This window comes from Providencia sp. UF-224 (assembly GCF_058245955.1).
In genome coordinates, this window is record NZ_JBSICC010000015.1 from 57,398 (window position 1) to 79,778 (window position 22,381).

Here is a 22,381-nt window from a genome sequence, read left to right on the forward strand (position 1 = left end):
TCTTTATGAGCAATGAAACATCGACCTTACCACAGGCTAAGTGGGCTGATTTACTCAGCGGTACCAATGCATTACTGACTATCGCCCTTACCGGGGGCGTTGCCTTACATGCTATCAATATTTATATCGTCACCACAATCTTACCCAGTGTCGTTAATGATATTGGTGGTCTCGAATATTATGCATGGAATACGACCTTATTTGTAGCCACCTCAATTGTCGGATCTGCGCTTTCAAGCAAAGTACTCAATAGCTTTGGGCCCAAGTTGGCGTATTTAATCGCCCTCACCCTCTTTTCACTAGGCTCCATTTGGTGTGCAACCTCCCCCTCAATGTTGGTGTTATTGGGAGGACGTGCATTGCAAGGGCTCGGCGGGGGGATTTTATTTGCGCTCAGTTATGCCTTAATCCGTATCGTCTTTACCGAAAATTTATGGTCTCGAGCCATGGGCGTTGTGTCTGGAATGTGGGGAATAGCCACATTATGCGGCCCAGCCATTGGGGGAATTTTCGCACAAGGCGGTCACTGGCGCTGGGCATTTTGGGCGTTACTTCCTGTTGCGGTATTTCTTTCCGTTATTGTGATTAACCAATTACCTAAAAAACAATCTCAAACACCACAAAATAACAAGATACCGTTCTTGGCAATTTCATTATTGGTCATTTCAGTGCTCGCCATTTCCATTGGTAGCCTGTCCGATAAGCTGTTGATAAATATTATCGGTTTAATTATTGGTATTGCCTTGCTAGTTACGATGGCACGTTTAGATGGTAAAAATGGAAAACGGCTTTTACCCACAGGCAGTTATTCGCTGAAAAGTCCACTTGGCGTCATTTTCTTAACCATGTGTTTGCTTGTTGGCGGCATGACAACTGAAATCTATGTGCCTTATTTCTTACAAACAATCCATCACTTCTCACCACTGTCTGCTGGATATTTAACCGCAATCATGGCGGCAGGCTGGACTATTGGTGCACTATTTAGCGCCAATAAAACAGGGGCAATTGTTCTGAAGATAATCCGAACCGGTCCGGTCATCATATTTGTCTCTCTGATTGTGTTAGCCGTTTTAACCCATAATCAGCAGCTTATCGAGTCATTACCGCTATTTATTGTGTATTTAGTCGCAATGATGGGGGTCGGCCTTGGGATAGGCGTTTGCTGGCCTCACCTTGTTCTACGTGTTTTTAATGCAGCTCCAGAAGGTGAAGAAAACTTAGCCTCTTCATCCATTATTACAATCCAACTGTATGCGACTGCCCTTTCTGCTGCTTTGGTTGGCGTGGTCGTGAACAATAGCGGGTTAATGAATCCAGGAGGAATTGTAGGCGCACAACAAGCCTCAATTTGGCTGTTTGCGTTATTCGCTCTTAGCCCATTATTAGCTATCTTTTTGATCCGTAAAGTGAAGTAAAAAAAGGGAGCTAATTGCTCCCTCTTACTAATAAACTGATGACGTCTTTTTTGACCGCAAGAAAGCAGGCAAAACGATAATGCTGATTAACAAAACAAATATCGTTGCGACCATGACCGCTAAAAATGCATGGTCAAAAGCAATATTTGCCTGATTAACTAATAAATTAGCTTTATCTTGTGGTAATTTTTCCGCGACTAATAATGCCTCATCAATGCTGTCATAGGCTTTATCGCTAACCGTTATACCTTCTGGTAGAGAGAGCTTTAACGTATAAATCGCGCTCATCAACCCACCCATAAAAGTGACGCCAAGTACGCTGCCAATTTCATAGGCAATTTCTTCGATTGAGGCTGCCATCCCCGCTTTTTCATCTGGCGCGTTTAACATCACCGTCGTGGAAGCCGTTGTAAAAATGGCGCCCAAACCAAAACCAATCAAAAAGAGGAATGAAAGTAACAATATTCCTGTCGAGGTTTGATAGACCATCGTTAAACCGGCAACACCAACTAACGTACAAATAAAACCAAAAAGGGTTAGTTTTACCTCACCAAATTTATGCAAATACATACCCGCCAATGGTGCTGCTATCACAGAAGCCAATGGAATAGGGATGATATACAACGCCGCGACAAATGGGCTATAACCTAAAACAAGCTGCAAACGTTGGCTAAGCAATAACTCAACACCAACAATGACCACGATAGATAAAATCGCCATCATAATGCCCGCACTAAATTTCGGTTGTTTTAACAAGGCAAAATCAATCATTGGTGATTCAGACGCTATCTGCCGGCGTTTAAATGCCACCAAAAAGAAAACCCCAATCGCCCCTGAAATCACTACATGCATCCAATCGATATAAGGTTTACCGAGCTCTTTTAATGCGTAAATTGAACCAATTAAGCCAACTAGCACTAAAACTGAACCTAAAATATCGATTTTTTTATGACTTTTCCCACCACATTGTGGGATCAGGAAATACGCAAAAGGGATAACCAATAATACGACAGGGACATTTATCAGAAAAACTGACCCCCACCAAAAGTGGTTAAGTAAAATTCCGCCAACTAAAGGGCCAATTGCCGCGCCGCCTGATGCGACAGCAGACCATATCCCAATTGCCAGCGCCCTTTCTTTTGGGTCTAAAAAAACGTGCCTAACAATGGCAAGTGTCGCAGGCATACTCACCGCCGCACCAACGGCAAGGAAACCTCGTGATAAAATTAAGCTGGTTGCTGTGGGTGAAAATGCCGCACACAAAGAAGCGATACCAAATAATGGCAGCCCCAATAGAAACATCCGCTTATGGCCAACTTTGTCACTCAACATCCCAGCCGCGGGTAATAGGCCAGCCACCACCAGCGGGTACGCATTCATAATCCACAGTTTTTCGGATGATGTCGCCCCTAAATCGTGCGTTAATTTAGGTAATGCGGTATAAAGCACCGTGACATCAATAACGATAAGAAACAACACACTTGAAACTAACAGAAGCACTATCCAGCGCTTATAATCGGTCAACATAACATTCTCTCAATGAGTCTATTTGATCATCATTTATTGGTGATCGTGCTATAATATAAATCCATACGTACGTATTGAAAAGAGGTTTTCCTAAATGGGACGTCAACGAACTATCGACAGAGAAAAGCTGCTTGATGCTGCTGAAGATATTGTTATTCATCAAGGTGCTGCGGCTCTGACGATTGATGCCGTTGCAAAAGCAATGGGTATCTCAAAAGGGGGCGTCCAATACTGTTTTGGCAACAAAGATGCCTTAATTGATGCGATGTTTGAGCGATGGGGCCAGTCCTACGATACGATTTTTAATCAAGCCGTTGAACAAGATAACTCCCCAGAAGGGCAAGTTTTGGCGCATATGCAAGCCACCCACCAGCACGATAAAATCGCCATGGCAAAAGGCGCTTCATTGATGGCTTCGCTATTGCAAACCCCTGAATACCTCGAAAGCACGCGTATTTGGTATCGGGAACGCATCGCAAACCTCGACACATCAACAGAAAGAGGAAAATTAGCCCGCATGGTATTTTTAGCAACTGAAGGGGCTTTTATGTTGCGCTATATGGGGTTAATGGAAATCGATGATAGTGAATGGCAATCTATATTTAGTGATATGGAAAATTTATTGAAAAATCACTAATAATAATGTCCTTTTTTTAAATTAATAATCTCCTAATTCAATATTATTAAGTAACATATTAAAAAGGAGATTATTATGAGACCAATCATTACCCCTGTTACCACAAACCTTCGTTATGATTACCAACCACAAAAGACTAATAAAAATTTTATTTTTGATCATATAAAAAGCATAAATTCAAATAATGATAACGTGAAAATTAAAGATTATAGCTGTAAAAAACAGTATAAATTCAATGTAAATATTCCTTACCTTCCATCAAAAGAAAGTAAAATCACCAAAAAAATTGAAAAACAAAAACCAATTACCTCCATAAATAGAACCAAACTAGAAGATATTAAAACTATCGACTCTTTCGTTAGAAGAATAAAAGAAGAAAATATTCAATATATAACAAAAGATAATAGAGGCTATATCCATCAAGGTTTCCTGAATACGGTAACTAAAGGAAAACCCTCAACGTTATACCTTGATAGCACCAATTGTCTAGGTCATGGTTTTTATGGAACAGCCTATCGAGTTGGAAATTTTGTGATTAAAGTTCCTTTTTATGATATCTATGAAATAAATCCGCAAAGTGATGTAAATCGTTGCTCCTCTTTACTCAATAAATTAAATAAAAATATGAATTTTTCAAGAGCCATAACTTTTGATAATGGAAAAGATGTTTTAATTTCAAAGTATGTTTCTGGAAAAAACATTATTGATGATGATGCTTATAACTTTGTTAAACAAAAAGGTCATATCATTTTTGATTATGGTTCCAATGGCAATGTCAAAGTGGATGATAATGGGAAAAAATATGTGATTGATGCCGACCTTATAACGCAGCCTACTGAGTTAAAACGTTATCCCTCATTAGGGACACTAAACATACGCAAAGTCTATAAAAATATATTTATTGAAAAGCCACTTGGTGCTAACGAAAAAAAACCGCTCTATTATTCTGAAATAGAAGACCTGTTACCGAGTAAATAAGATTGTTTTACAGGTATTCTCGATGAGAATACCTGTGAAATACCACGATAAAATTGAAAATAATGAACAGGTGAAATAATATCCTCAAGTAAAAGCTCTGACACAGTGAAATCAACAAGGTGATAAGGCATGGATAATAACCAGATAACGGCACTATTACCTGATACAGGGTCATTTTTCTTACGGGGAAAAATGACCCCAGAAGCAGGAAAATGGGTCAGAGAGCCTTTATGGAAAGGCGTAAAACTCGTCTTAATGATGAATGGTGAACTTGAATGCCAGCCTGATAATAAAAAAACGGTTTCGTTGTCGGGCGCATCATTATGCGTGATTGCAAACCAACACGAGCAAGAAAGCCAGCAACGCTTTTTACAAGCGGATGACGTGCGTTATGTCTCCGTGTGCTTATCTGAACACTTACTCGATTCCTTTCAAATTAAACAACCTGAGTTGCTACTCGCTGCAAAACATCAAGGGCCCCAATTACTTTCTAAACACGCAGGTAATGTCCTCACTGCATTAGGAAATCAAATACTGAACTGCCCTCTCAGTGGCGCACTTGGAAACATGTATTTAACAGGTAAAGTACTCGAACTTTGTGCTCATTCATTTGAACATATCCAACAAAGCCACCAATCTATTCATCATCCAAAACTTAGCAGCCATGACATTAGTAAACTCAATGAAGCCAAAGCGTTGATTTTAGCTGATTTAGCGCAACCGCCAAGTTTATATCAACTTAGCCGACTATCCGGGCTCAACATTCGTAAACTCAATTTTGGATTTAAACAGCTGTTTGGTTCTTCCATTGCGCCATTTATTCAAGAACAACGCCTCCAGTTAGCTTACCGCCTATTATCAACCGGTGCAGAACAAGTTTCGACAATTGCATGGAAAGTCGGTTATTCACCAGCACACCTTTCAACAGCCTTTCGTAAACGATTTGGCTTTTCACCCAAAACATTGTGTTGATTATTTATCAATCCAATCAATAGGATATTTATATTCACAAATAAATAGTCTGAATACCCAAAGCGACGTGAATACCGAAAAAGTGTAAATGAGATACATTCTCGTTTTATCTTTCTTGCTAGGGTTCGCATCTCAATGAAAAATTATCCGTATTCACCTATTTACCTTACTGTTATTTCATTAATTTTTTCGTCTGCTGCCTATTCAAAAGAAAACAATCAAGCCAAACACGAAAAAATTATTGTCACCGCCTCCCCTATACAATCCCCAACAGGAAAAGTAGAGGGATATGTGGCAACTCGCAGTACTAGCGCAACAAAAACCAATACCGCGTTAATTGAAACGCCACAAGCCATCAGTGTTGTCACACGCGACGAAATGAGCACTCACAATGCACAGTCTGTCGGTGAAGCGCTGCGCTATACCTCTGGTGTGCTACAAACCAACGGGGCGGCATCATCGCGCTTTGATAGCTTAAATATCCGTGGTTTTAATGCATCCAGCACGGGAATGTTAAGAGATGGCTTACGCAGCACCACCGCGCAAGCATGGCCTAAAGTAGAACCTTATGGCTTAGAGCGCGTTGATGTCATTCGTGGTCCTTCTTCCGTTTTATACGGACAAAACTCACCAGGTGGGATCGTTAACCAAATCACTAAGCGGCCTTTGTATCAGCCTCTTCATGAAATTGAAGTACAAGGTGGTAACTTTGACCGCCGCCAACTACAAGGGGACTTTAGTGGCCCAATTGATGGCAGCGAAAAATACTTTTATCGTCTAACGGGGCTAGTACGTAAAAGTGATACGCAAATCAAACACATCAAAGACGATAAAGTCTATATCGCCCCAGCCTTTACTTGGTTACCGAATGACAATACGACATTCACGGTATTAGCTGATTACAGCCATGATAAGTTTGGTGCCCCGCGCCCTTTCTTACCGTTGAATGGCACGCTGCTTCCTAATCCTAATGGCAAGGTGAATCCTAATGTTTTCCTCGATGAGCCCGGGTTAAAAAATGATAGGACACAAGCATCTCTGGGTTATCAATTAGATACTGATTTTAACGAGACCTTTTCGGCTCACTCAGGCGCGCGTTTTAGCCATACCGATTTAAATACGAATATTGCGCAGGGAATGTACCTTTCTCCCGATATGAAAACCTTAAACCGTGTGGCTTACCATTTTCGCATTAAAGGCGATGTGCTGAGTTTAGACAACAACTTACAGGCTAACTGGTGGGTAGATAACGTCGAAATGACCTCACTTGCAGGTGTGGATTATCGTCATACTCGCGAAGACTATATTTTGATGACCGGAAAGGCGAGCTCAATCGATATTTATAACCCGAGCTACGGCGGTGATTACGGCCCTGTCAATAATATGATGTCAAACACGCTACAAACTAGCGACCAAGTGGGCGTTTATGCACAGCAGCAAGCGAAATTTGATAACGGCGTGATCTTGGTTTTAAGCGGGAGAGAAGATTGGTCGAATAGCAAAACACGCAATCGAAAGAGTGAAACATCTACCGAACAGCGGGACAGTAAATTTACCTACCGCACCGCCGCTATGTATGTCACTGACTTTGGATTAGCTCCCTATGTAAGCTATTCCACGTCATTTAACCCGCAACTCGGGGTAAACTTTTATGGCAATAACTATAAGCCGATTACTGCCAAACAAATGGAAGCTGGGCTGAAATATCAACCAGAAGGCAGCAACACCAATCTCACTTTAGCGGTGTTTGAATTGAAGCAACAAAACATGCTCACCGCCGATCCTAAAAATAATTTAAATAGCTTACAAACAGGGGAAGTTCGCTCAAGAGGCGTTGAATTACAAGGTGTTTACTCGCCATTTGATGGCCTAGATTTAACCGCTGCGTATACCTATAACCAATTGGAAAACACCAAAACTAACAATGCCTCAGAAAAAGGTAAACGCCCTACAGGGTTACCTGAGCACACCGCGTCAGCATGGGCAGATTACACCTTGCAAAGCGGGCAATTACAAGGCTTAGGGCTTGGTGCAGGTGTTCGTTATACAGGTTCATCCCCTGTGAATAATGATGACACTATTTCGAACCCATCAAATACCCTGTTTGATGCTGCTGCACATTATGATTTAGGTGGGATCAATGCCAACTTGAATAACTGGCGAGTGGGTGTAAACGTCAACAATATTACCAATAAACAATACTATACCAGTTGTTCAATGGGTGGATGTTCTGTTGGCTTTGATAGAACCGTGATTGCCTCATTACGGTACCGCTGGTGATCGTGATGGCTAAGCATTCTTCACGTCAATATTGGCTAAAAATCCATTTATGGCTCGGTTTAGTGATCGGTTTTTTCATTGCTATTTTAGGCATTTCTGGGTCGCTGCTATTACTGAAGAAACCCATTTTAGAATGGGAAATTGGCCAACAGGTGTTGTATGCCACGCCGCATACACAAGGGACATTGCTGTCGTCAGACATTTGGCGACAGCAAGCGACAAATAGCTATCCACAGCTCAATAAAGTAATGGGAGTTGCACCACCGAACAGTGGCTTTATTCCTGCAACGAATGCGATGGTGTTTGGCTCTGTTACCCCATCGAATAAACTGGGCATCGCCTTTATTGACCCAATCAATGCCGATGCAAAAGGGTTTGTTATTTTTGATGATTTACTCTTTGCCAAAGTGGTTTCATTACATCGTTTGCTGCTATTACCTCCTGACATAGGAAGCTGGTTGGTATTGACTTGTGGCGTGGTGTTGATCGTATCAATAGTGAGTGGTGCCCTATTATGGTGGCCAAGGAAAAATGTGTTTTCCATGTTAGTGCATTGGAAAAAAGGCCTAAAAAATGGGGCAAAATGGCGCCAATGGCACTATTTCTTTGCTATCTATTTTACTCTCCCACTTTTTATTATTGCCTTCAGCGGTGTGCTGCTAGCTCGCCCCAATTTATTCACTTCATTAATTTCAGCCCAAGAAATCAAAGGTTTGGTTTCAACTCTCCATAGCGAAATTGGACTGGGTTTCTTTGGGCTGCTTATTGTGTTTTTTTCCGGCTTTTTATTACCCTTCTTGTACATCAGTGGCGTGGTGATTTGGTGGAAAAAACGGCGCTCTTTTGCGCTATCTGATAACAGGATAAAACAATGAAATTATTACGTTCTTTACTCTCATTCGGTCTCTTTTCATTTTCCATCTACAGCCAAGCAGTTACCGTGACCGATATTACCGGCCGACAAGTGCAAGTCCCTGACCACGTTCAACGCATTTTGCTGGGGGAAGGACGGATGATTTACCCACTTTCCATCTTAGAAAAAGAGGCGCCATTTCAACGCATCGTTGGGTGGCAAGGGGATTTTCGTGATTTAGATGTGCAAGGTTATGCCGCTTACAAGGCGGTGTTTAAACACATTGATGATATTCCAACTGTTGGCGGTGGCTCAGAAGATACATTCAGTATCGAAAAAGCCTTAGCCCTGCAACCTGATCTCGTCATTTTACCCTTAACAGGTGGCCATGGCCCCGGCGCTGGCAGTGAAGCGGCTCTTTTACTCGAATCAGCTGGAATTGCGGTAATTCACGTGGATTTTAGTCAGCACCCAATCAAACACACTCAATTAAGTATGAAGATACTTGGTCAAGCTATTGGTAAAGAGGCTAAAGCCAACGAATTTAATGCCTATTACCAGCAAAAGATGGATGAAATTATTGCGCGTATTCCAACCAATATAGAAACTAAAAATAAGCCAACGATTTTTGTGGATTATCTTCCCGGCTTGCAAGAATGTTGCGGGTCACCGGGGAAAGGCAGCATGACGGATATGATAAACCTTGCTGATGGCATCGCAATTGGTGAAAAAATTATTCCCGGGGCAATTGGCAAGCTTAACCCAGAATTTATTTTGGCAAGTCAGCCCGATGTATATGTGGCTACAGGGGTTTTCCCTGAAGGTAAAGCAGGGGTCACTGTTGGCTATTCCGCCACAGAACAAGCTGCACAATCGAGTTTAAAAGCCATTTCGATGCGCAAGCCGATAGGTCAATTGCGCGCGGTCGAACAAAGGCGAGTGCATGGTTTGTGGCATATTTTCTATGATTCACCTGAAAATATTATCGCCTTTCAATCGTTAGCAAAATGGCTACACCCAGAGTTGTTTAACGATATTGACCCTGAAGCTACCCGCAAAGAAATGTACCAGCGATTTATGCCAATCCCTGCGACAGGGATATTTTCATTGACGTTGAAATAACGTTTTATCTTGGTGGGTCAGTTATGGAAACCAATAGCCGACTCACCATTTCAAAATAAACGATTTACCGCGTCAAGAAAACACCTCTTTCATCCTCAATTATTATTTGTTTTAACGGCTTATGAATTCCGCCATCATCCGTATGCAGAATAAACACAAATAAAACCTGACAAATGACTGATTGAGGATAATCACGAGGCCGATATTTTGAATATATCTGCCATCCATTTGCAGAGTACCTTTCATGCATTCTTTTCATTGCATCAACAACAGAATTCGCGGCTTGCCCCTTATTGATTTTAGTCGATTTTTTTTGGTGATAGATAAAGGCATCCGCAACCGTCTTAGCGATAATATGAAAAACTTGCCCAACAGATAAACTCTCTAATAAATTAGCAATGTTTTTTGTCGTTTTTTCACCAATTTGAAAAGAAGTAAAGCCATATTCAGACATTTCATTATTAAGATAAAAAAAGCACTCAAATAAATTATTCTTTTTACATAATATGATGAGTTCTTCTTTGTTTTCGTTTAAAAACTGCATATTTGATAACTTATCTTCTAACAAATCAATAATAACTGATAAGTTATCTGTTTCTGCAATAACAACCTCCCAGCACATCAAAATTGTATTGAAATTAATATATTCATCATTCATATACAATCGATCTAAATTAGTCACTGAGCTAATAACCAGTACACCTGCTGTATAGAGTTGTTCGATAATAAATCTGTCAAATTCATCACTCGGCGTCAGTTTTTTACACTTCTGACTTTCAAGGTTTTCTAAATACATTAGGTCTTCATCGGCACTATGGCGTATCAGTGCAAGTAAAAAAACACTATTTTCAAAGGAAAGGTCATTGATACTTATAGCGGTTTCTTTTTTATAAAGCCTCATCATATCAATGTATTCTACCTTCTCTAACCGCTCTTTTTCATTTTCAATACGAATACAATCAATACATATATGTTCTAAATTATCTAAATGACTAAAATGACTTCTATCTTTTAATGGTTCTATTTCACCACAGGAAACGCATTTTAGCTTTAAACAATAAGCTTTACAGCTTTGAGCAACGATTGCTTTTATTTCTTTAGTTTTTAACTGTGTTTTTTCTTCTAATTTAAGCATTGAATATGAAAAACGACTATTTTCCTCAACCTGCCAATATAATTGACACAAAGATTCATACTCTTTATTAATTACATCAATAAATATAATTTCCATATTTTATTTCCTTGTTTTTTTCATTTTATATTAAAAAAAACAAAAAATAGAAACTATATTTTTTAGATAATAAAAAAGGCCCATTACGATAAAATAATGAGCCGTTGGTTAACGCAAAATGGTAAGAAAACCGTTGAAAACAAAATCGCCTCTTTTGATGAAACTAAGAGGGGATCACGCCCAGCAATCTAAACCAAAAATAATCCAGAGGAACTAACAAAAGGAAAGTCAGTATAAATAATATAATACATAACCTAACGCCATCCATTAATGGCACTTTGCCCATCCCCATAGCCACAACAATGGGGGATGCCTGATAAGGCAACAATGGCGTTGAATAACCAATAACCTGTATCATCAATACGGCAATCATGGGTAACCCAGTTGCACTGGAGAGCGATTCTGCCAACGGTGTATATAATGCAGGGACACCATTAGCCGTTACGACAAAGTTTAGCCCGCTGGTCAACCCAACTAAGCTACCAAAATCCACAAATGGGCTATTAGGGTCCAATGGCAATAATTTTTGAAGGTAAGTACCTACTACCATTCCGACATTGGAATAACTCACTAATGTTGCTAGGCTTAAGATCCCCGCTACATAAATACAGGTACGGATATTTACCGCTTGAACAAATTCATCATTGGTCACAAACCCCACTTTCGGTAGCAAACATAAACATGCCGCCACTAAACCAACCCATGCAGGGGAAATACCATGGGTGGTATCCGTAATCCAAAAAAGTAAGGTTATCGCCAAAAGAAGACCCAGTTTTTTCTCATTACGGCTCATCGGTGGTAATTTTTTTTGTTCAGCTATCGGCTGTAATTTGGCAGGAAATAGGAAATAAATACACAGAACAACTAAAAGACCTTTGATTAGCCCCAGAATAGGCATATGGAGAAATAGGTAGTTTAGATAAGATAGCTTTATCCCGTAGGTGGTTTCTATTGCACCAGCCATCACTAAATTCGGTACGTTGGCAGGTAATATCGTGGCTGAAAGTTGGAATGTACCAAACCCGACGGCTAACGCTAACCCTATACGCCCTCGGCTGCCACTTTCTAATCCGACTTTATCCGCAATCGCCATCACAATAGGCATCAATAGTGCAATCCGCCCCATGTTCGATGGCATGATAAAAGCCAACCCATAAGCGAGGATCACCACTCCGATAATTAATTTCAACCATGAATTGGTAAATCGCCCTGAGATATGTTGAGCAATACGCTCCGCCAGCCCAACTTTATTAATCGCAAAACCAAGGATAAAGCCGCTTAACACAAGCCAAAAAGCTTCTGAAGTGAATCCTGAAAAAATTACATTAGTCGGCGCTAAATGCAAACATGCTGCCGCGGCTAGAAACAGTAACGCCACCAAATATTCAGGGAGTTTCCCTGTCGCCCAAAAACCGATTGTGATTGCAATGACTATCGCACTAACCCATTCTATCTCTGCCATCTAGCTCGCCTTATATTGGTTTTTATTATTTTCTATTATCGTTTCAAAGCCACATCAAGAAAATTAAGTATACACAAAATTAATACCCTACGAATGCACATATAACCAGCTAAATACCACCGCTTTGTTATAGTTCAAAACGGTGATTTTATATACATTCAACCTTATTTTTAACACTATAATGAATAAGGTAAACAGTATGGTTATAGCGATTACTTACTCAAAATATGTAGGTCACCCGATCACTCAAAATAAAGTCATCAGTGATGAATTAACTAAATCACAATGCCATATATTGTCAGTCAACAATACGCCATCTCAATTACTACAGAATAAGCCAATTGAAATGATTGATAGATTTTCAGCTCAAATTAGACGCGGTAATATTTCAATTAAAAATTTAAGAAAAATTGGAGAGGGTAGCTATGGAATTGCATATCGTTTTGAAAATTACGTTGTAAAAGTTCCCAAAAAACCAGATCAGTCAGTGCCTGAGTATGCAACTTGCAAAAGAACGTCCCGTATATTAAATGAAATCAATGGCGATGATTTTTCCAGAGAATCTAGCTTACCCGATACTGGCCAACGTGTATTAATTACTAAGTTTGTCAATGGAGCGGATGCTTCACCGCTAGAAGCCTTTGATTTTATAAAATCTCACCAGCGTATTCTTCATGATTTCTATGTGCTGGGTAATGTGAAGAAAGATAAGAATGATAAATTATATTTAATCGATGCCGATCAAGTCACTTTATCTTATCAAGACCGACGAAATTCAATAGCAAGTGAGAAATTTTATGAAGATTTTTCGTGCTTTCGTGGCGAGGAGTTGGTGGTGCCTAAAAAAATGAAAACACCTGAAAATTACAGTTTAGATTAAGATTTTTATTGAGAGTAAAGCCGATATAACGCAATGAAATACCTTCATTGACGTTATACCAGCCGCAATTCTAAATTAATGGATACTGATTACTCAACCGTCACGGACTTCGCTAAGTTACGTGGTTGGTCAACGTCCGTTCCTTTGATTAATGCAACATGGTAAGACAACAGTTGCAGGGGAACAGTGTAGAAAATTGGTGCAATCAACTCTTCAACATGTGGCAGAGAAACTATTTTCATGTTTTCGCTTGCAACAAATCCCGCATCTTGATCAGCAAATACATAGAGTAAGCCACCACGTGCGCGCACTTCTTCAATATTGGACTTCAGTTTTTCCAATAATTCATTGTTAGGTGCGATGATGATAACAGGCATATCAGCATCGATTAACGCTAATGGGCCATGTTTTAATTCGCCCGCGGCATAAGCCTCAGCGTGAATGTACGAAATCTCTTTTAATTTCAATGCCCCTTCAACAGCAATAGGGAATTGGTCGCCACGACCTAAGAATAAGGCATGGTGTTTGTCAGAGAAATCTTCGGCTAACGCTTCGATGACTTTATCTTGCGACAGCATGCTTTCAATGCGTGCAGGAAGTGCATGTAACGCATGAGAAATACGTTCTTCTAACTCAGGGTTTGCGCCTTTTAAGCGGCCCATATACGCCACTAACATCAGTAAAACAGTTAATTGGGTCGTAAAGGCTTTGGTAGATGCCACACCAATCTCAGCACCCGCTTTTGTCATCAATGCAAATTCAGATTCACGCACCAATGAGGAGCCTGCAACGTTACAAACCGCTAATGAGGTCAGATAGCCTAACTCTTTTGATAAACGCAGCGCAGCCAGTGTATCCGCCGTTTCCCCTGATTGAGAAAGGGTGATCATCAAGCTATTTTTGCGATGCGCAGGGTTACGGTAACGATACTCAGAGGCAATTTCCACATCGCATGGAATACCCGCTAAAGATTCAAACCAGTAACGTGCAACCATCCCTGCGTTGTAAGAAGTTCCGCAAGCAACGATTTGGATATGCTCAACTTGAGACAAAATTTCGTTCGCTTTCGGGCCTAACTCGCTTAAATCGATACCGTTATCTTTATCAAAACGCCCTTCAAGGGTGTTTTTAATGGCCATCGGCTGTTCATAAATTTCTTTTTGCATGTAATGGCGATACACGCCTTTATCACCTGCATCATATTGAACATTCGATTCAATTTGTTCGCGCTCAACTAGGGCACCGCTGTTATCAAAGATACGAACAGTACGGCGAGTAACTTCAGCAACATCCCCTTCCTCAAGGTAAATGAAACGACGAGTCACAGGTAACAATGCCAGTTGGTCAGACGCTAAGAAGTTTTCGCCCACACCTAGGCCGATAACCAATGGGCTACCAGAGCGTGCAGCGACTAATAACTCAGGAATACGGCTATCCATAACCACAGTGCCGTAAGCGCCGCGTAATTGTGGAATAACACGTTGAACCACTTCCACCAGCGAGCCGCCTTTTTGTTGTTCATGATGAACAAGGTGCGCAATCACTTCAGTGTCAGTTTCTGAACTAAAGACATAACCAAGCTTTTTCAGTTCGTCTTTGAGTTCTAAATAGTTTTCAATAATACCGTTGTGAACAACCGCAATATAACCCGATGTATGTGGGTGAGCATTACGTTCACTTGGCACGCCATGCGTCGCCCAACGAGTATGTGCAATCCCCGTTCCGCCTGATACTGGGTTTTTCTCTGCCTCTTCCGCCAGCATTTGCACTTTGCCCACTTCACGTAAGCGTTGCAAATGACCTTCGTGATCAACCACAGCCATACCCGCTGAGTCATAACCACGATATTCAAGACGACGAAGACCTTCTAACAGAATTTCTGCGATATCACGTTGTGCAACAGCACCTACAATTCCACACATATTTTATTGATTCCTAGACAAAAGGTTTCTTTCTTTAGAAACCTTCATTTGTCGTAACCTAATTGTTTTTCAGCTTTCGCTGTTCCCCAGCCTTGTAGAAAATGGGGAGATATTTTTATGCCACCTTGGGTAGCTATTTTATAATTTACTGCTTTTTATATTCAAAGGGGCAATCGGCCCCTTATCAAAATTCACTTATTTTTTCTTGACCGGGCGCTGCCAGTTTTTAATGTGCATTTGCTTAACGCGGCTGACGACTAATTCGTCTTCGTTAACATCACGAGTCACCGTCGTGCCAGCACCAATAGTGGCGCCTTTCGCGACCGAAACAGGGGCGACTAATTGAGTATCTGAACCCACAAAAACATCATCACCGATAATGGTTTTATGCTTATTCGCACCATCATAGTTACAAGTGATGGTCCCTGCGCCGATATTCACGTTATCGCCAATTTGCGCATCACCAAGGTAACTTAAATGCCCCGCTTTTGAACCTAAACCTAAAGAGGCATTTTTCATTTCAACGAAATTACCCACATGCGCTTTAGCCGCTAATTTAGCACCCGGACGCAAACGAGCAAAAGGACCAACCGTACATTCTGATGATAATTCAGAGTTTTCTATGACTGAATATGGGCTAATAATTGAGTTATCGCCAATCACGCAATCCCTTAAGATACAGCCAGATTGAATTTGTACGTTGTTACCCAGCGTCACATTCCCTTCAATAATGACGTTGGTATCGATAATAATGTCACGTCCATGGGTTAAGGTACCGCGAATATCAAAACGCTCTGGGTCGATTAGCATCACACCCGCCAGCAATAGTTTTTCTGCTTGTTCTTTCTGGTAAACACGCTCAAGTGCAGCCAGTTGCAAACGGTTGTTAACCCCTTCCATCTCACTTAAACGGCTTGGGTGAACAGTTGCTACCTTGTTACCTTCTTTATGTGCAAGGGCAATAATATCCGTGATGTAGTATTCACCTTGCGCATTATCGTTGTTCAGCTGAGCCAACCAACGTTTGAAATCTTTACCGCTTGCAACCATGATCCCCGTGTTAATCTCTTGGATTTTACGTTGCTCTTCAGTCGCATCTTTTTGCTCAATAATACCGACAACTTCATTATTTTCGCGAATGATACGACCATAACCTGTTGGGTTATCTAAAATCACGGTCAGTAAGCCAATCCCGCCTTGGGGTTTGACTTCAATCAGGCGGTCTAACGTATCTTTAGCAATTAGAGGTACATCACCGTACAACATGACAATATCTTCATCGTCTTGGAAGCTTGGTGCTGCCTGTTGCATTGCATGACCTGTACCGAGTTGCTCTGCTTGCAGAACCCAATTTAAATTCTGCTCACCCAGTTTTTCTTTCAGTAAATCACCGCCATGCCCGTATACCAGATGGATATCTGATGCACCGATTGATTTTGCAGTATCAATTACGTGCTGAACCATTGGTTTGCCCGCAAGTAAATGCAAAACTTTAGGCAAATCTGAATACATCCGTGTGCCTTTACCGGCAGCTAAAATTACGACACTTTTTCTTTGCACAGTCATTTTTCCTGAAACTCCAACTTTGGGATGAAAGTAAACCTATTTCCTATCTAAAATACTACATATTTCGCTCAAATAAAAAAGCCAGTTAGGATTAACCAACTGGCTTTTTTTACTATACCGCTATCATTACATTAGCTTTTTAGTTAACTCGATGACTCGAAGTTTCGCTATTGCTTTTGCAAGTTCTGCCGATGCCTGAGCATAATCAACATCGCCGTGTGCTTTACGGACGTGTTCTTCCGCTTTGCGTTTAGATTCCACTGCACGAGCTTCGTCTAAATCTTTACCACGGATCGCTGTATCAGCGAGTACGATAACACCGTTTGGTTGCACTTCTAAAATACCGCCAGAGAGGTAAATTAGTTCTTCTTCACCAAACTGCTTGGTAATACGTACCATGCCCGGTTTTATGGCAGTCAGCAGCGGGGTATGCTGTGGATAAATCCCCAGCTCACCTTCACTACCTGTCACCTGAATTTTCTGTACTAGGCCTTCAAACATTTGTTTTTCAGCACTCACTACAGTCAGGTGGTATGTCATTGCAGCTACCATATCAACCTCCTGTCAGCTGGATTAAAGCTTTTTCGCTTTTTCCACAGCTTCTTCAATGGTACCAACCATATAGAACGCTTGTTCTGGCAGGTGGTCGTAATCACCGTTCAGGATACCGCCGAAGCCACGGATAGTGTCTTTCAGGGAAACGAACTTACCTGGTGAACCGGTAAATACTTCAGCAACGAAGAATGGTTGAGACAGGAAGCGCTGGATCTTACGAGCACGAGCAACAACCAGTTTGTCTTCTTCAGACAGTTCATCCATACCCAGAATTGCAATGATATCTTTCAGTTCTTGGTAACGTTGCAGAATAGACTGAACGCCACGTGCAACATCATAGTGCTCTTGACCAACGACGAGTGGGTCTAACTGACGGCTAGTAGAGTCCAGAGGGTCAACCGCTGGGTATATACCCAGAGATGCGATTTGACGGCTCAGAACTACCGTTGCGTCTAAGTGAGCAAAGGTTGTTGCTGGTGATGGGTCAGTTAAGTCATCCGCAGGAACGTAAACCGCTTGTACGGAAGTGATAGAGCCCGTTTGAGTTGAGGTAATACGTTCTTGCAGAACACCCATCTCTTCCGCCAGCGTTGGCTGATAACCTACCGCTGATGGCATACGACCTAACAGTGCTGATACTTCAGTACCTGCTAAGGTGTAACGATAAATGTTGTCAACGAACAGCAGTACGTCACGACCTTCGTCACGGAATTTCTCAGCCATAGTCAGACCAGTCAACGCAACGCGCAGACGGTTTCCTGGTGGCTCATTCATCTGGCCATAAACCAGTGATACTTTATCCAGAACGTTTGAGTCGGTCATTTCATGATAGAAGTCGTTCCCTTCACGAGTACGCTCACCAACACCCGCGAACACTGAGTAACCTGAGTGCTCAATCGCGATGTTACGGATCAGTTCCATCATGTTTACTGTTTTACCAACACCCGCACCACCGAACAGACCAACTTTACCACCTTTCGCGAATGGACAGATTAAGTCCATTACTTTGATACCGGTTTCCAGCAGTTCTGTTGAGTTAGCTAACTCTTCGTAGCTTGGTGCTGCACGGTGAATTGACCAGCGCTCTTCTTCGCCGATATCACCTTTCATATCAATAGGTTCACCCAGAACGTTCATGATACGTCCTAAAGTTGCTTTACCTACTGGTACTTCGATTGGGTGCTCTAAGTTTACTACTTGTAAACCACGGCTCAGGCCATCAGATGTACCCATTGCGATACAACGGACAACACCACCGCCTAACTGTTGTTGAACTTCCAACACCAGTTTTTCTTTACCGTTAACAACCTCAAGAGCGTCGTACACTTTTGGTACGTCATCTTGAGGGAACTCGACGTCCACAACGGCGCCGATTACCTGGATAATCTTTCCAGTAGCCATCTTGAATCCTCTACGTAATTCGTAAACCTAGCTGTTAAACCGCGGAAGCACCCGAAACGATTTCGGTAAGCTCCTGAGTAATGCTGGCCTGACGAGCTTTGTTGTAAACCAACTGCAACTCTTTGATCAGGTTTCCACCATTATCAGTAGCGGCTTTCATCGCTACCATTCGTGCGGCCTGCTCACTAGCCAGGTTTTCAACGACGCCCTGATAAACCTGCGACTCGATATAACGACGTAGCAGGGTATCCAGCAACGCCTTAGGATCGGGTTCGTATATATAATCCCAAGACTTCTTCTTCAATGTTTCGTCATTGCTTGCAGGCAATGGCAGCAATTGAAGAATAGTTGGCTCCTGAGACATTGTATTGATGAACTTATTCGTCACCACATACAGTTTATCCAAACGCCCTTCATCATAGGCTTGTAGCATAGTTTTAACTGGACCAATCAAGTCCGAAAGCGTTGGGTTATCCCCCATTCCGGTAACTTGTGTTACGACGTTACCGCCCACAGAACCGAAGAATGAAACCGCTTTAGAACCGATTAAAGCCAAATCAACCTGAACGTTTTTCTCAGACCATGACTTCATGTCCGCGAGAAGTTTTTTGAACAAGTTAATGTTCAAACCACCACACAGACCACGGTCTGTTGAAACAACCAGATACCCGACACGCTTAACTTCACGCTCTTCGAGATATGGGTGTTTATATTCCAGATTACCTAACGCTAGGTGACCAATCACACTGCGCATGGTTTCTGCATAAGGACGGCTGGCCGCCATGCGTTCCTGCGTTTTACGCATTTTGGACGCAGCGACCATTTCCATCGCTTTAGTGATCTTTTGTGTATTTTGTACACTTCCGATCTTGGAACGTATCTCTTTTGCGCCGGCCATTTCTGCTTCTCCTTATTAACCAGACGGCCCTAAAAATTCGGGCCGAATAGTATTACCAGGACTGAGTTGCTTTAAATGATTCGAGCAGTTTTTTCAACTTGCCTTCGATATCATCGTTATAGCTACCAGCCGGGCCAATTTCGTTCATAAGGTCAGCATGCTCGCGCTGTGCAAAAGAAACTAAAGCAGCTTCAAACGCACCAATTTTCGCTAACTCAACATCATCCAAGAATCCACGTTCTGCCGCGAACAGAGACAGTGCCTGCTCTGCTACTGACATCGGTGCATACTGTTTCTGTTTCAGCAGTTCAGTTACTTTTTGACCATGACTTAACTGTTTACGAGTCGCGTCATCGAGGTCGGAAGCAAACTGAGCAAACGCTGCAAGTTCACGATACTGAGCAAGTGCAGTACGGATACCACCAGACAGTTTCTTAATGATTTTAGTCTGAGCAGCACCACCAACACGAGATACTGAAATACCTGGGTTAACCGCTGGACGAATACCAGAGTTAAACAAGTTAGATTCCAGGAAGATCTGACCATCTGTAATCGAAATTACGTTTGTCGGTACGAATGCAGAAACGTCACCAGCTTGGGTTTCAATGATAGGCAGAGCTGTCAGTGAACCAGTTTGGCCTTTAACTTCACCTTTAGTAAAGTTTTCTACGTATTCAGCGTTAACGCGAGCAGCACGCTCAAGCAGACGTGAGTGCAGATAGAAAACGTCACCTGGGTAAGCTTCACGTCCTGGTGGACGACGCAGCAACAGTGAAATTTGACGGTATGCAACAGCCTGTTTAGACAGGTCATCGTATACGATCAGTGCATCTTCACCGCGGTCACGGAAATATTCACCCATCGCGCAACCAGCATATGGTGCTAAGTATTGCAGAGCAGCTGATTCAGATGCTGTAGCAACAACAACGATAGTGTTTTGCAGTGCGCCGTGCTCTTCCAGTTTACGAACTACGTTAGAAACGGTAGACGCTTTCTGGCCGATTGCCACGTACACACATTTGATGCCTGAGTCGCGTTGGTTGATGATTGCATCGATTGCCAAAGCAGTTTTACCTGTTTGACGGTCACCGATAACAAGCTCACGCTGTCCACGACCAATTGGAATCATTGCATCGACTGATTTATAACCAGTCTGTACAGGTTGATCAACTGATTGACGATCGATAACGCCCGGTGCGATAACTTCTACAGGTGAGAAACCATCGTTATCAACAGGACCTTTACCATCAATTGGCTGACCCAGTGTATTCACGACACGTCCTAACAGGCCACGGCCTACTGGAACTTCAAGAATACGACCAGTACATTTAACTTTCATGCCTTCTGCCAAGTCGGCATAAGGACCCATGACAACCGCACCAACGGAGTCACGCTCTAAGTTCAATGCGATAGCGTAACGGTTGCCAGGCAGTGCGATCATCTCACCCTGCATGACTTCGGCTAAACCGTGAATACGAATGATACCGTCATTAACGGATACAATCGTACCTTCATTGTGAGCTTCACTCACAACATCGAACTGAGCAATACGCTGTTTGATCAGTTCGCTGATTTCGGTGGAATTCAGTTGCATATGCTCCAGTCCCCTTAAGACTGCAAGACGTCAGTTAAACGCTCTAAGCGACCGCGGATACTCCCGTCAATAACGAGGTCTCCAGCACGAATGATCACTCCAGCAATAACAGACTTATCAATTTTGCAATTCAGCTTAACTTTGCGTGACAGACGTTTTTCCATCGCTGCAGAAATTTTAGCTGACTGCTGTTCACTCAGTTCGTTAGCAGAGATGACATCAACCTCGATGGTTGATTCCAGAGCATCGCGCAATTGAATAAATTGAGCTAATACTTCTGGCAGCGTCGTTAAACGCCCGTTGTCTGCCATAACACGAATCAGATTCTGAACATGCTCGTCAATTTCATCTCCACAAACAGAGATAAACGTTTTAGCTAATGTTTCTGGTGCAATAGAACCAGAAAGCAGCTCACCAACCTGTTCGTTGCGCGTCACCAATGAGGTGAAGGCCAGCATATTCTGCCATTTTTCGACAGCTTGGTTTTCCACAGCAAAGTCAAAAGCTGCTTTGGCGTAGGGGCGAGCTACAGTAGCGATTTCAGACATGCCCCTCCCTCCTTACAGTTCAGCGACTAGTTTATCAACGATGTCGCTGTTAGCAGCTTCATCCACGGAACGTTCGATGATCTTCTCGGCACCTGCGATAGCAAGCATCGCAACCTGTTTACGTAACTCTTCACGTGCACGTTTACGCTCAGCATCAATTTCAGCTTGCGCTTGCGCGACGATTTTTGCACGTTCTGCTTCCGCTTCTGCTTTTGCTTCATCAATCATTTGAACGCGTTGTTTATTCGCTTGTTCAATGATGACTTGTGCTTCAGCTTTCGCTTTTTTCAGTCGGTCGGTTGCGTCGGTTTGCGCCAGTTCCAGGTTCTTTTTAGCACGTTCTGCAGAAGATAAACCGTCAGCAATTTCTTTTTGACGTTTTTCAATGGCCGCCATAATCGGTGGCCATACATACTTCATACAGAACCAAACAAACAGGACAAACGCGATAGCCTGGCCGAGGATTGTTGCATTTAGATTCACAGACAATACCTCTTATTCATTAGTGAATTAATGTTCTTACAGTGTTCCGTAACGTTA

Annotated in this window: 19 protein-coding genes; 8 read left to right on the plus strand and 11 right to left on the minus strand. The window is 42.2% G+C overall.

What is annotated here, in order from left to right; all coding sequences use genetic code 11:
• The first annotated feature begins 5 nt into the window (after nt 1-5).
• Entirely contained in the window at nt 6-1,415 is a 1,410-nt protein-coding gene (locus AC4IFO_RS14700) for an MFS transporter (protein ID WP_490735432.1), read from the plus strand.
• Between the two features lie 27 nt (nt 1,416-1,442).
• Here the strand turns inward: AC4IFO_RS14700 and AC4IFO_RS14705 are convergent, their stop codons facing one another.
• On the minus strand, nt 1,443-2,942 hold the full coding sequence (locus AC4IFO_RS14705; protein ID WP_490735434.1) for an MFS transporter: 1,500 nt from the start codon (nt 2,940-2,942) through the stop codon (nt 1,443-1,445).
• Between the two features lie 94 nt (nt 2,943-3,036).
• Here AC4IFO_RS14705 and AC4IFO_RS14710 point away from each other — a divergent pair, with 94 nt between their 5' ends.
• The 6 genes from AC4IFO_RS14710 (at nt 3,037) to AC4IFO_RS14735 (ending at nt 9,784) form a co-directional block, all read left to right on the plus strand.
• On the plus strand, nt 3,037-3,579 hold the full coding sequence (locus AC4IFO_RS14710; RefSeq protein WP_490735436.1) for a TetR/AcrR family transcriptional regulator: 543 nt from the start codon (nt 3,037-3,039) through the stop codon (nt 3,577-3,579).
• A 75-nt stretch (nt 3,580-3,654) separates the two neighbouring features.
• Nucleotides 3,655-4,557, plus strand: a complete 903-nt coding sequence (locus AC4IFO_RS14715) for a hypothetical protein (RefSeq protein ID WP_490735438.1) — start codon at nt 3,655-3,657, stop codon at nt 4,555-4,557.
• 129 nt (nt 4,558-4,686) lie between these two features.
• The gene (locus AC4IFO_RS14720; RefSeq protein WP_490735440.1) at nt 4,687-5,529 is read left to right on the plus strand and encodes a helix-turn-helix domain-containing protein; all 843 of its coding nucleotides are present in this window, start codon (nt 4,687-4,689) and stop codon (nt 5,527-5,529) included.
• Between the two features lie 135 nt (nt 5,530-5,664).
• Nucleotides 5,665-7,809 carry a TonB-dependent siderophore receptor gene (locus AC4IFO_RS14725; protein WP_490735442.1) on the plus strand — a complete coding sequence of 715 codons (2,145 nt, stop codon included), beginning with the start codon at nt 5,665-5,667 and terminating at the stop codon, nt 7,807-7,809.
• Nucleotides 7,810-7,814: 5 nt separating this feature from the next.
• Complete coding sequence (locus tag AC4IFO_RS14730) at nt 7,815-8,684, plus strand: PepSY domain-containing protein (RefSeq protein WP_490735444.1); 870 nt, start codon at nt 7,815-7,817, stop codon at nt 8,682-8,684.
• On the plus strand, nt 8,681-9,784 hold the full coding sequence (locus tag AC4IFO_RS14735; protein ID WP_490735446.1) for an ABC transporter substrate-binding protein: 1,104 nt from the start codon (nt 8,681-8,683) through the stop codon (nt 9,782-9,784). Before AC4IFO_RS14730 ends, AC4IFO_RS14735 begins: the two co-directional genes overlap by 4 nt.
• Before the next feature lie 64 nt (nt 9,785-9,848).
• On the opposite strand, the gene AC4IFO_RS14740 is transcribed toward AC4IFO_RS14735, so the two are convergent.
• Nucleotides 9,849-11,015 (minus strand): hypothetical protein, encoded by a 1,167-nt coding sequence (locus AC4IFO_RS14740; protein ID WP_490735448.1) that lies wholly within the window; start codon nt 11,013-11,015, stop codon nt 9,849-9,851.
• A gap of 163 nt (nt 11,016-11,178) precedes the next feature.
• Nucleotides 11,179-12,477 carry an SLC13 family permease gene (locus AC4IFO_RS14745; RefSeq protein ID WP_490735450.1) on the minus strand — a complete coding sequence of 433 codons (1,299 nt, stop codon included), beginning with the start codon at nt 12,475-12,477 and terminating at the stop codon, nt 11,179-11,181.
• 199 nt (nt 12,478-12,676) lie between these two features.
• Between AC4IFO_RS14745 and AC4IFO_RS14750 the strand changes: the two genes are divergently transcribed.
• Complete coding sequence (locus AC4IFO_RS14750) at nt 12,677-13,357, plus strand: hypothetical protein (RefSeq protein WP_490735452.1); 681 nt, start codon at nt 12,677-12,679, stop codon at nt 13,355-13,357.
• Between the two features lie 89 nt (nt 13,358-13,446).
• Here AC4IFO_RS14750 and glmS read toward each other — a convergent pair whose 3' ends face one another.
• The 8 genes from glmS to atpF form a co-directional block, all read right to left on the minus strand.
• On the minus strand, nt 13,447-15,279 hold the full coding sequence (glmS, locus tag AC4IFO_RS14755) for a glutamine--fructose-6-phosphate transaminase (isomerizing) (RefSeq protein ID WP_490735454.1): 1,833 nt from the start codon (nt 15,277-15,279) through the stop codon (nt 13,447-13,449).
• Nucleotides 15,280-15,474: 195 nt separating this feature from the next.
• A complete protein-coding gene (glmU, locus tag AC4IFO_RS14760) occupies nt 15,475-16,845 on the minus strand; it encodes a bifunctional UDP-N-acetylglucosamine diphosphorylase/glucosamine-1-phosphate N-acetyltransferase GlmU (RefSeq protein ID WP_219245197.1) in 1,371 nt (456 codons plus the stop codon).
• A 126-nt stretch (nt 16,846-16,971) separates the two neighbouring features.
• Complete coding sequence (locus tag AC4IFO_RS14765; RefSeq protein ID WP_042846797.1) at nt 16,972-17,397, minus strand: F0F1 ATP synthase subunit epsilon; 426 nt, start codon at nt 17,395-17,397, stop codon at nt 16,972-16,974.
• Nucleotides 17,398-17,418: 21 nt separating this feature from the next.
• A complete protein-coding gene (atpD, locus tag AC4IFO_RS14770; protein ID WP_273804117.1) occupies nt 17,419-18,801 on the minus strand; it encodes a F0F1 ATP synthase subunit beta in 1,383 nt (460 codons plus the stop codon).
• 34 nt (nt 18,802-18,835) lie between these two features.
• A complete protein-coding gene (gene atpG / locus AC4IFO_RS14775; RefSeq protein ID WP_273804118.1) occupies nt 18,836-19,699 on the minus strand; it encodes a F0F1 ATP synthase subunit gamma in 864 nt (287 codons plus the stop codon).
• A gap of 52 nt (nt 19,700-19,751) precedes the next feature.
• On the minus strand, nt 19,752-21,293 hold the full coding sequence (gene atpA / locus AC4IFO_RS14780; protein ID WP_206085531.1) for a F0F1 ATP synthase subunit alpha: 1,542 nt from the start codon (nt 21,291-21,293) through the stop codon (nt 19,752-19,754).
• 14 nt (nt 21,294-21,307) lie between these two features.
• Nucleotides 21,308-21,841 carry a F0F1 ATP synthase subunit delta gene (gene atpH, locus AC4IFO_RS14785; RefSeq protein ID WP_206085529.1) on the minus strand — a complete coding sequence of 178 codons (534 nt, stop codon included), beginning with the start codon at nt 21,839-21,841 and terminating at the stop codon, nt 21,308-21,310.
• A gap of 12 nt (nt 21,842-21,853) precedes the next feature.
• On the minus strand, nt 21,854-22,324 hold the full coding sequence (atpF, locus tag AC4IFO_RS14790; RefSeq protein WP_004906301.1) for a F0F1 ATP synthase subunit B: 471 nt from the start codon (nt 22,322-22,324) through the stop codon (nt 21,854-21,856).
• Nucleotides 22,325-22,381 lie beyond the last annotated feature (57 nt).

Coding starts and splice junctions, on each gene's coding strand:
- AC4IFO_RS14750 (WP_490735452.1), top strand. CDS start 12,677: ATGGTTATAGCGATTACTTACTCAAAATATGTAGGTCACCCGATCACT.
- glmU (WP_219245197.1), bottom strand. CDS start 16,845: ATGACTGTGCAAAGAAAAAGTGTCGTAATTTTAGCTGCCGGTAAAGGC.
- atpG (WP_273804118.1), bottom strand. CDS start 19,699: ATGGCCGGCGCAAAAGAGATACGTTCCAAGATCGGAAGTGTACAAAAT.
- atpA (WP_206085531.1), bottom strand. CDS start 21,293: ATGCAACTGAATTCCACCGAAATCAGCGAACTGATCAAACAGCGTATT.
- AC4IFO_RS14735 (WP_490735446.1), top strand. CDS start 8,681: ATGAAATTATTACGTTCTTTACTCTCATTCGGTCTCTTTTCATTTTCC.
- atpH (WP_206085529.1), bottom strand. CDS start 21,841: ATGTCTGAAATCGCTACTGTAGCTCGCCCCTACGCCAAAGCAGCTTTT.
- AC4IFO_RS14715 (WP_490735438.1), top strand. CDS start 3,655: ATGAGACCAATCATTACCCCTGTTACCACAAACCTTCGTTATGATTAC.
- AC4IFO_RS14765 (WP_042846797.1), bottom strand. CDS start 17,397: ATGGTAGCTGCAATGACATACCACCTGACTGTAGTGAGTGCTGAAAAA.
- AC4IFO_RS14725 (WP_490735442.1), top strand. CDS start 5,665: ATGAAAAATTATCCGTATTCACCTATTTACCTTACTGTTATTTCATTA.
- glmS (WP_490735454.1), bottom strand. CDS start 15,279: ATGTGTGGAATTGTAGGTGCTGTTGCACAACGTGATATCGCAGAAATT.
- AC4IFO_RS14740 (WP_490735448.1), bottom strand. CDS start 11,015: ATGGAAATTATATTTATTGATGTAATTAATAAAGAGTATGAATCTTTG.
- AC4IFO_RS14720 (WP_490735440.1), top strand. CDS start 4,687: ATGGATAATAACCAGATAACGGCACTATTACCTGATACAGGGTCATTT.
- AC4IFO_RS14705 (WP_490735434.1), bottom strand. CDS start 2,942: ATGTTGACCGATTATAAGCGCTGGATAGTGCTTCTGTTAGTTTCAAGT.
- AC4IFO_RS14700 (WP_490735432.1), top strand. CDS start 6: ATGAGCAATGAAACATCGACCTTACCACAGGCTAAGTGGGCTGATTTA.
- AC4IFO_RS14710 (WP_490735436.1), top strand. CDS start 3,037: ATGGGACGTCAACGAACTATCGACAGAGAAAAGCTGCTTGATGCTGCT.
- AC4IFO_RS14730 (WP_490735444.1), top strand. CDS start 7,815: ATGGCTAAGCATTCTTCACGTCAATATTGGCTAAAAATCCATTTATGG.
- AC4IFO_RS14745 (WP_490735450.1), bottom strand. CDS start 12,477: ATGGCAGAGATAGAATGGGTTAGTGCGATAGTCATTGCAATCACAATC.
- atpD (WP_273804117.1), bottom strand. CDS start 18,801: ATGGCTACTGGAAAGATTATCCAGGTAATCGGCGCCGTTGTGGACGTC.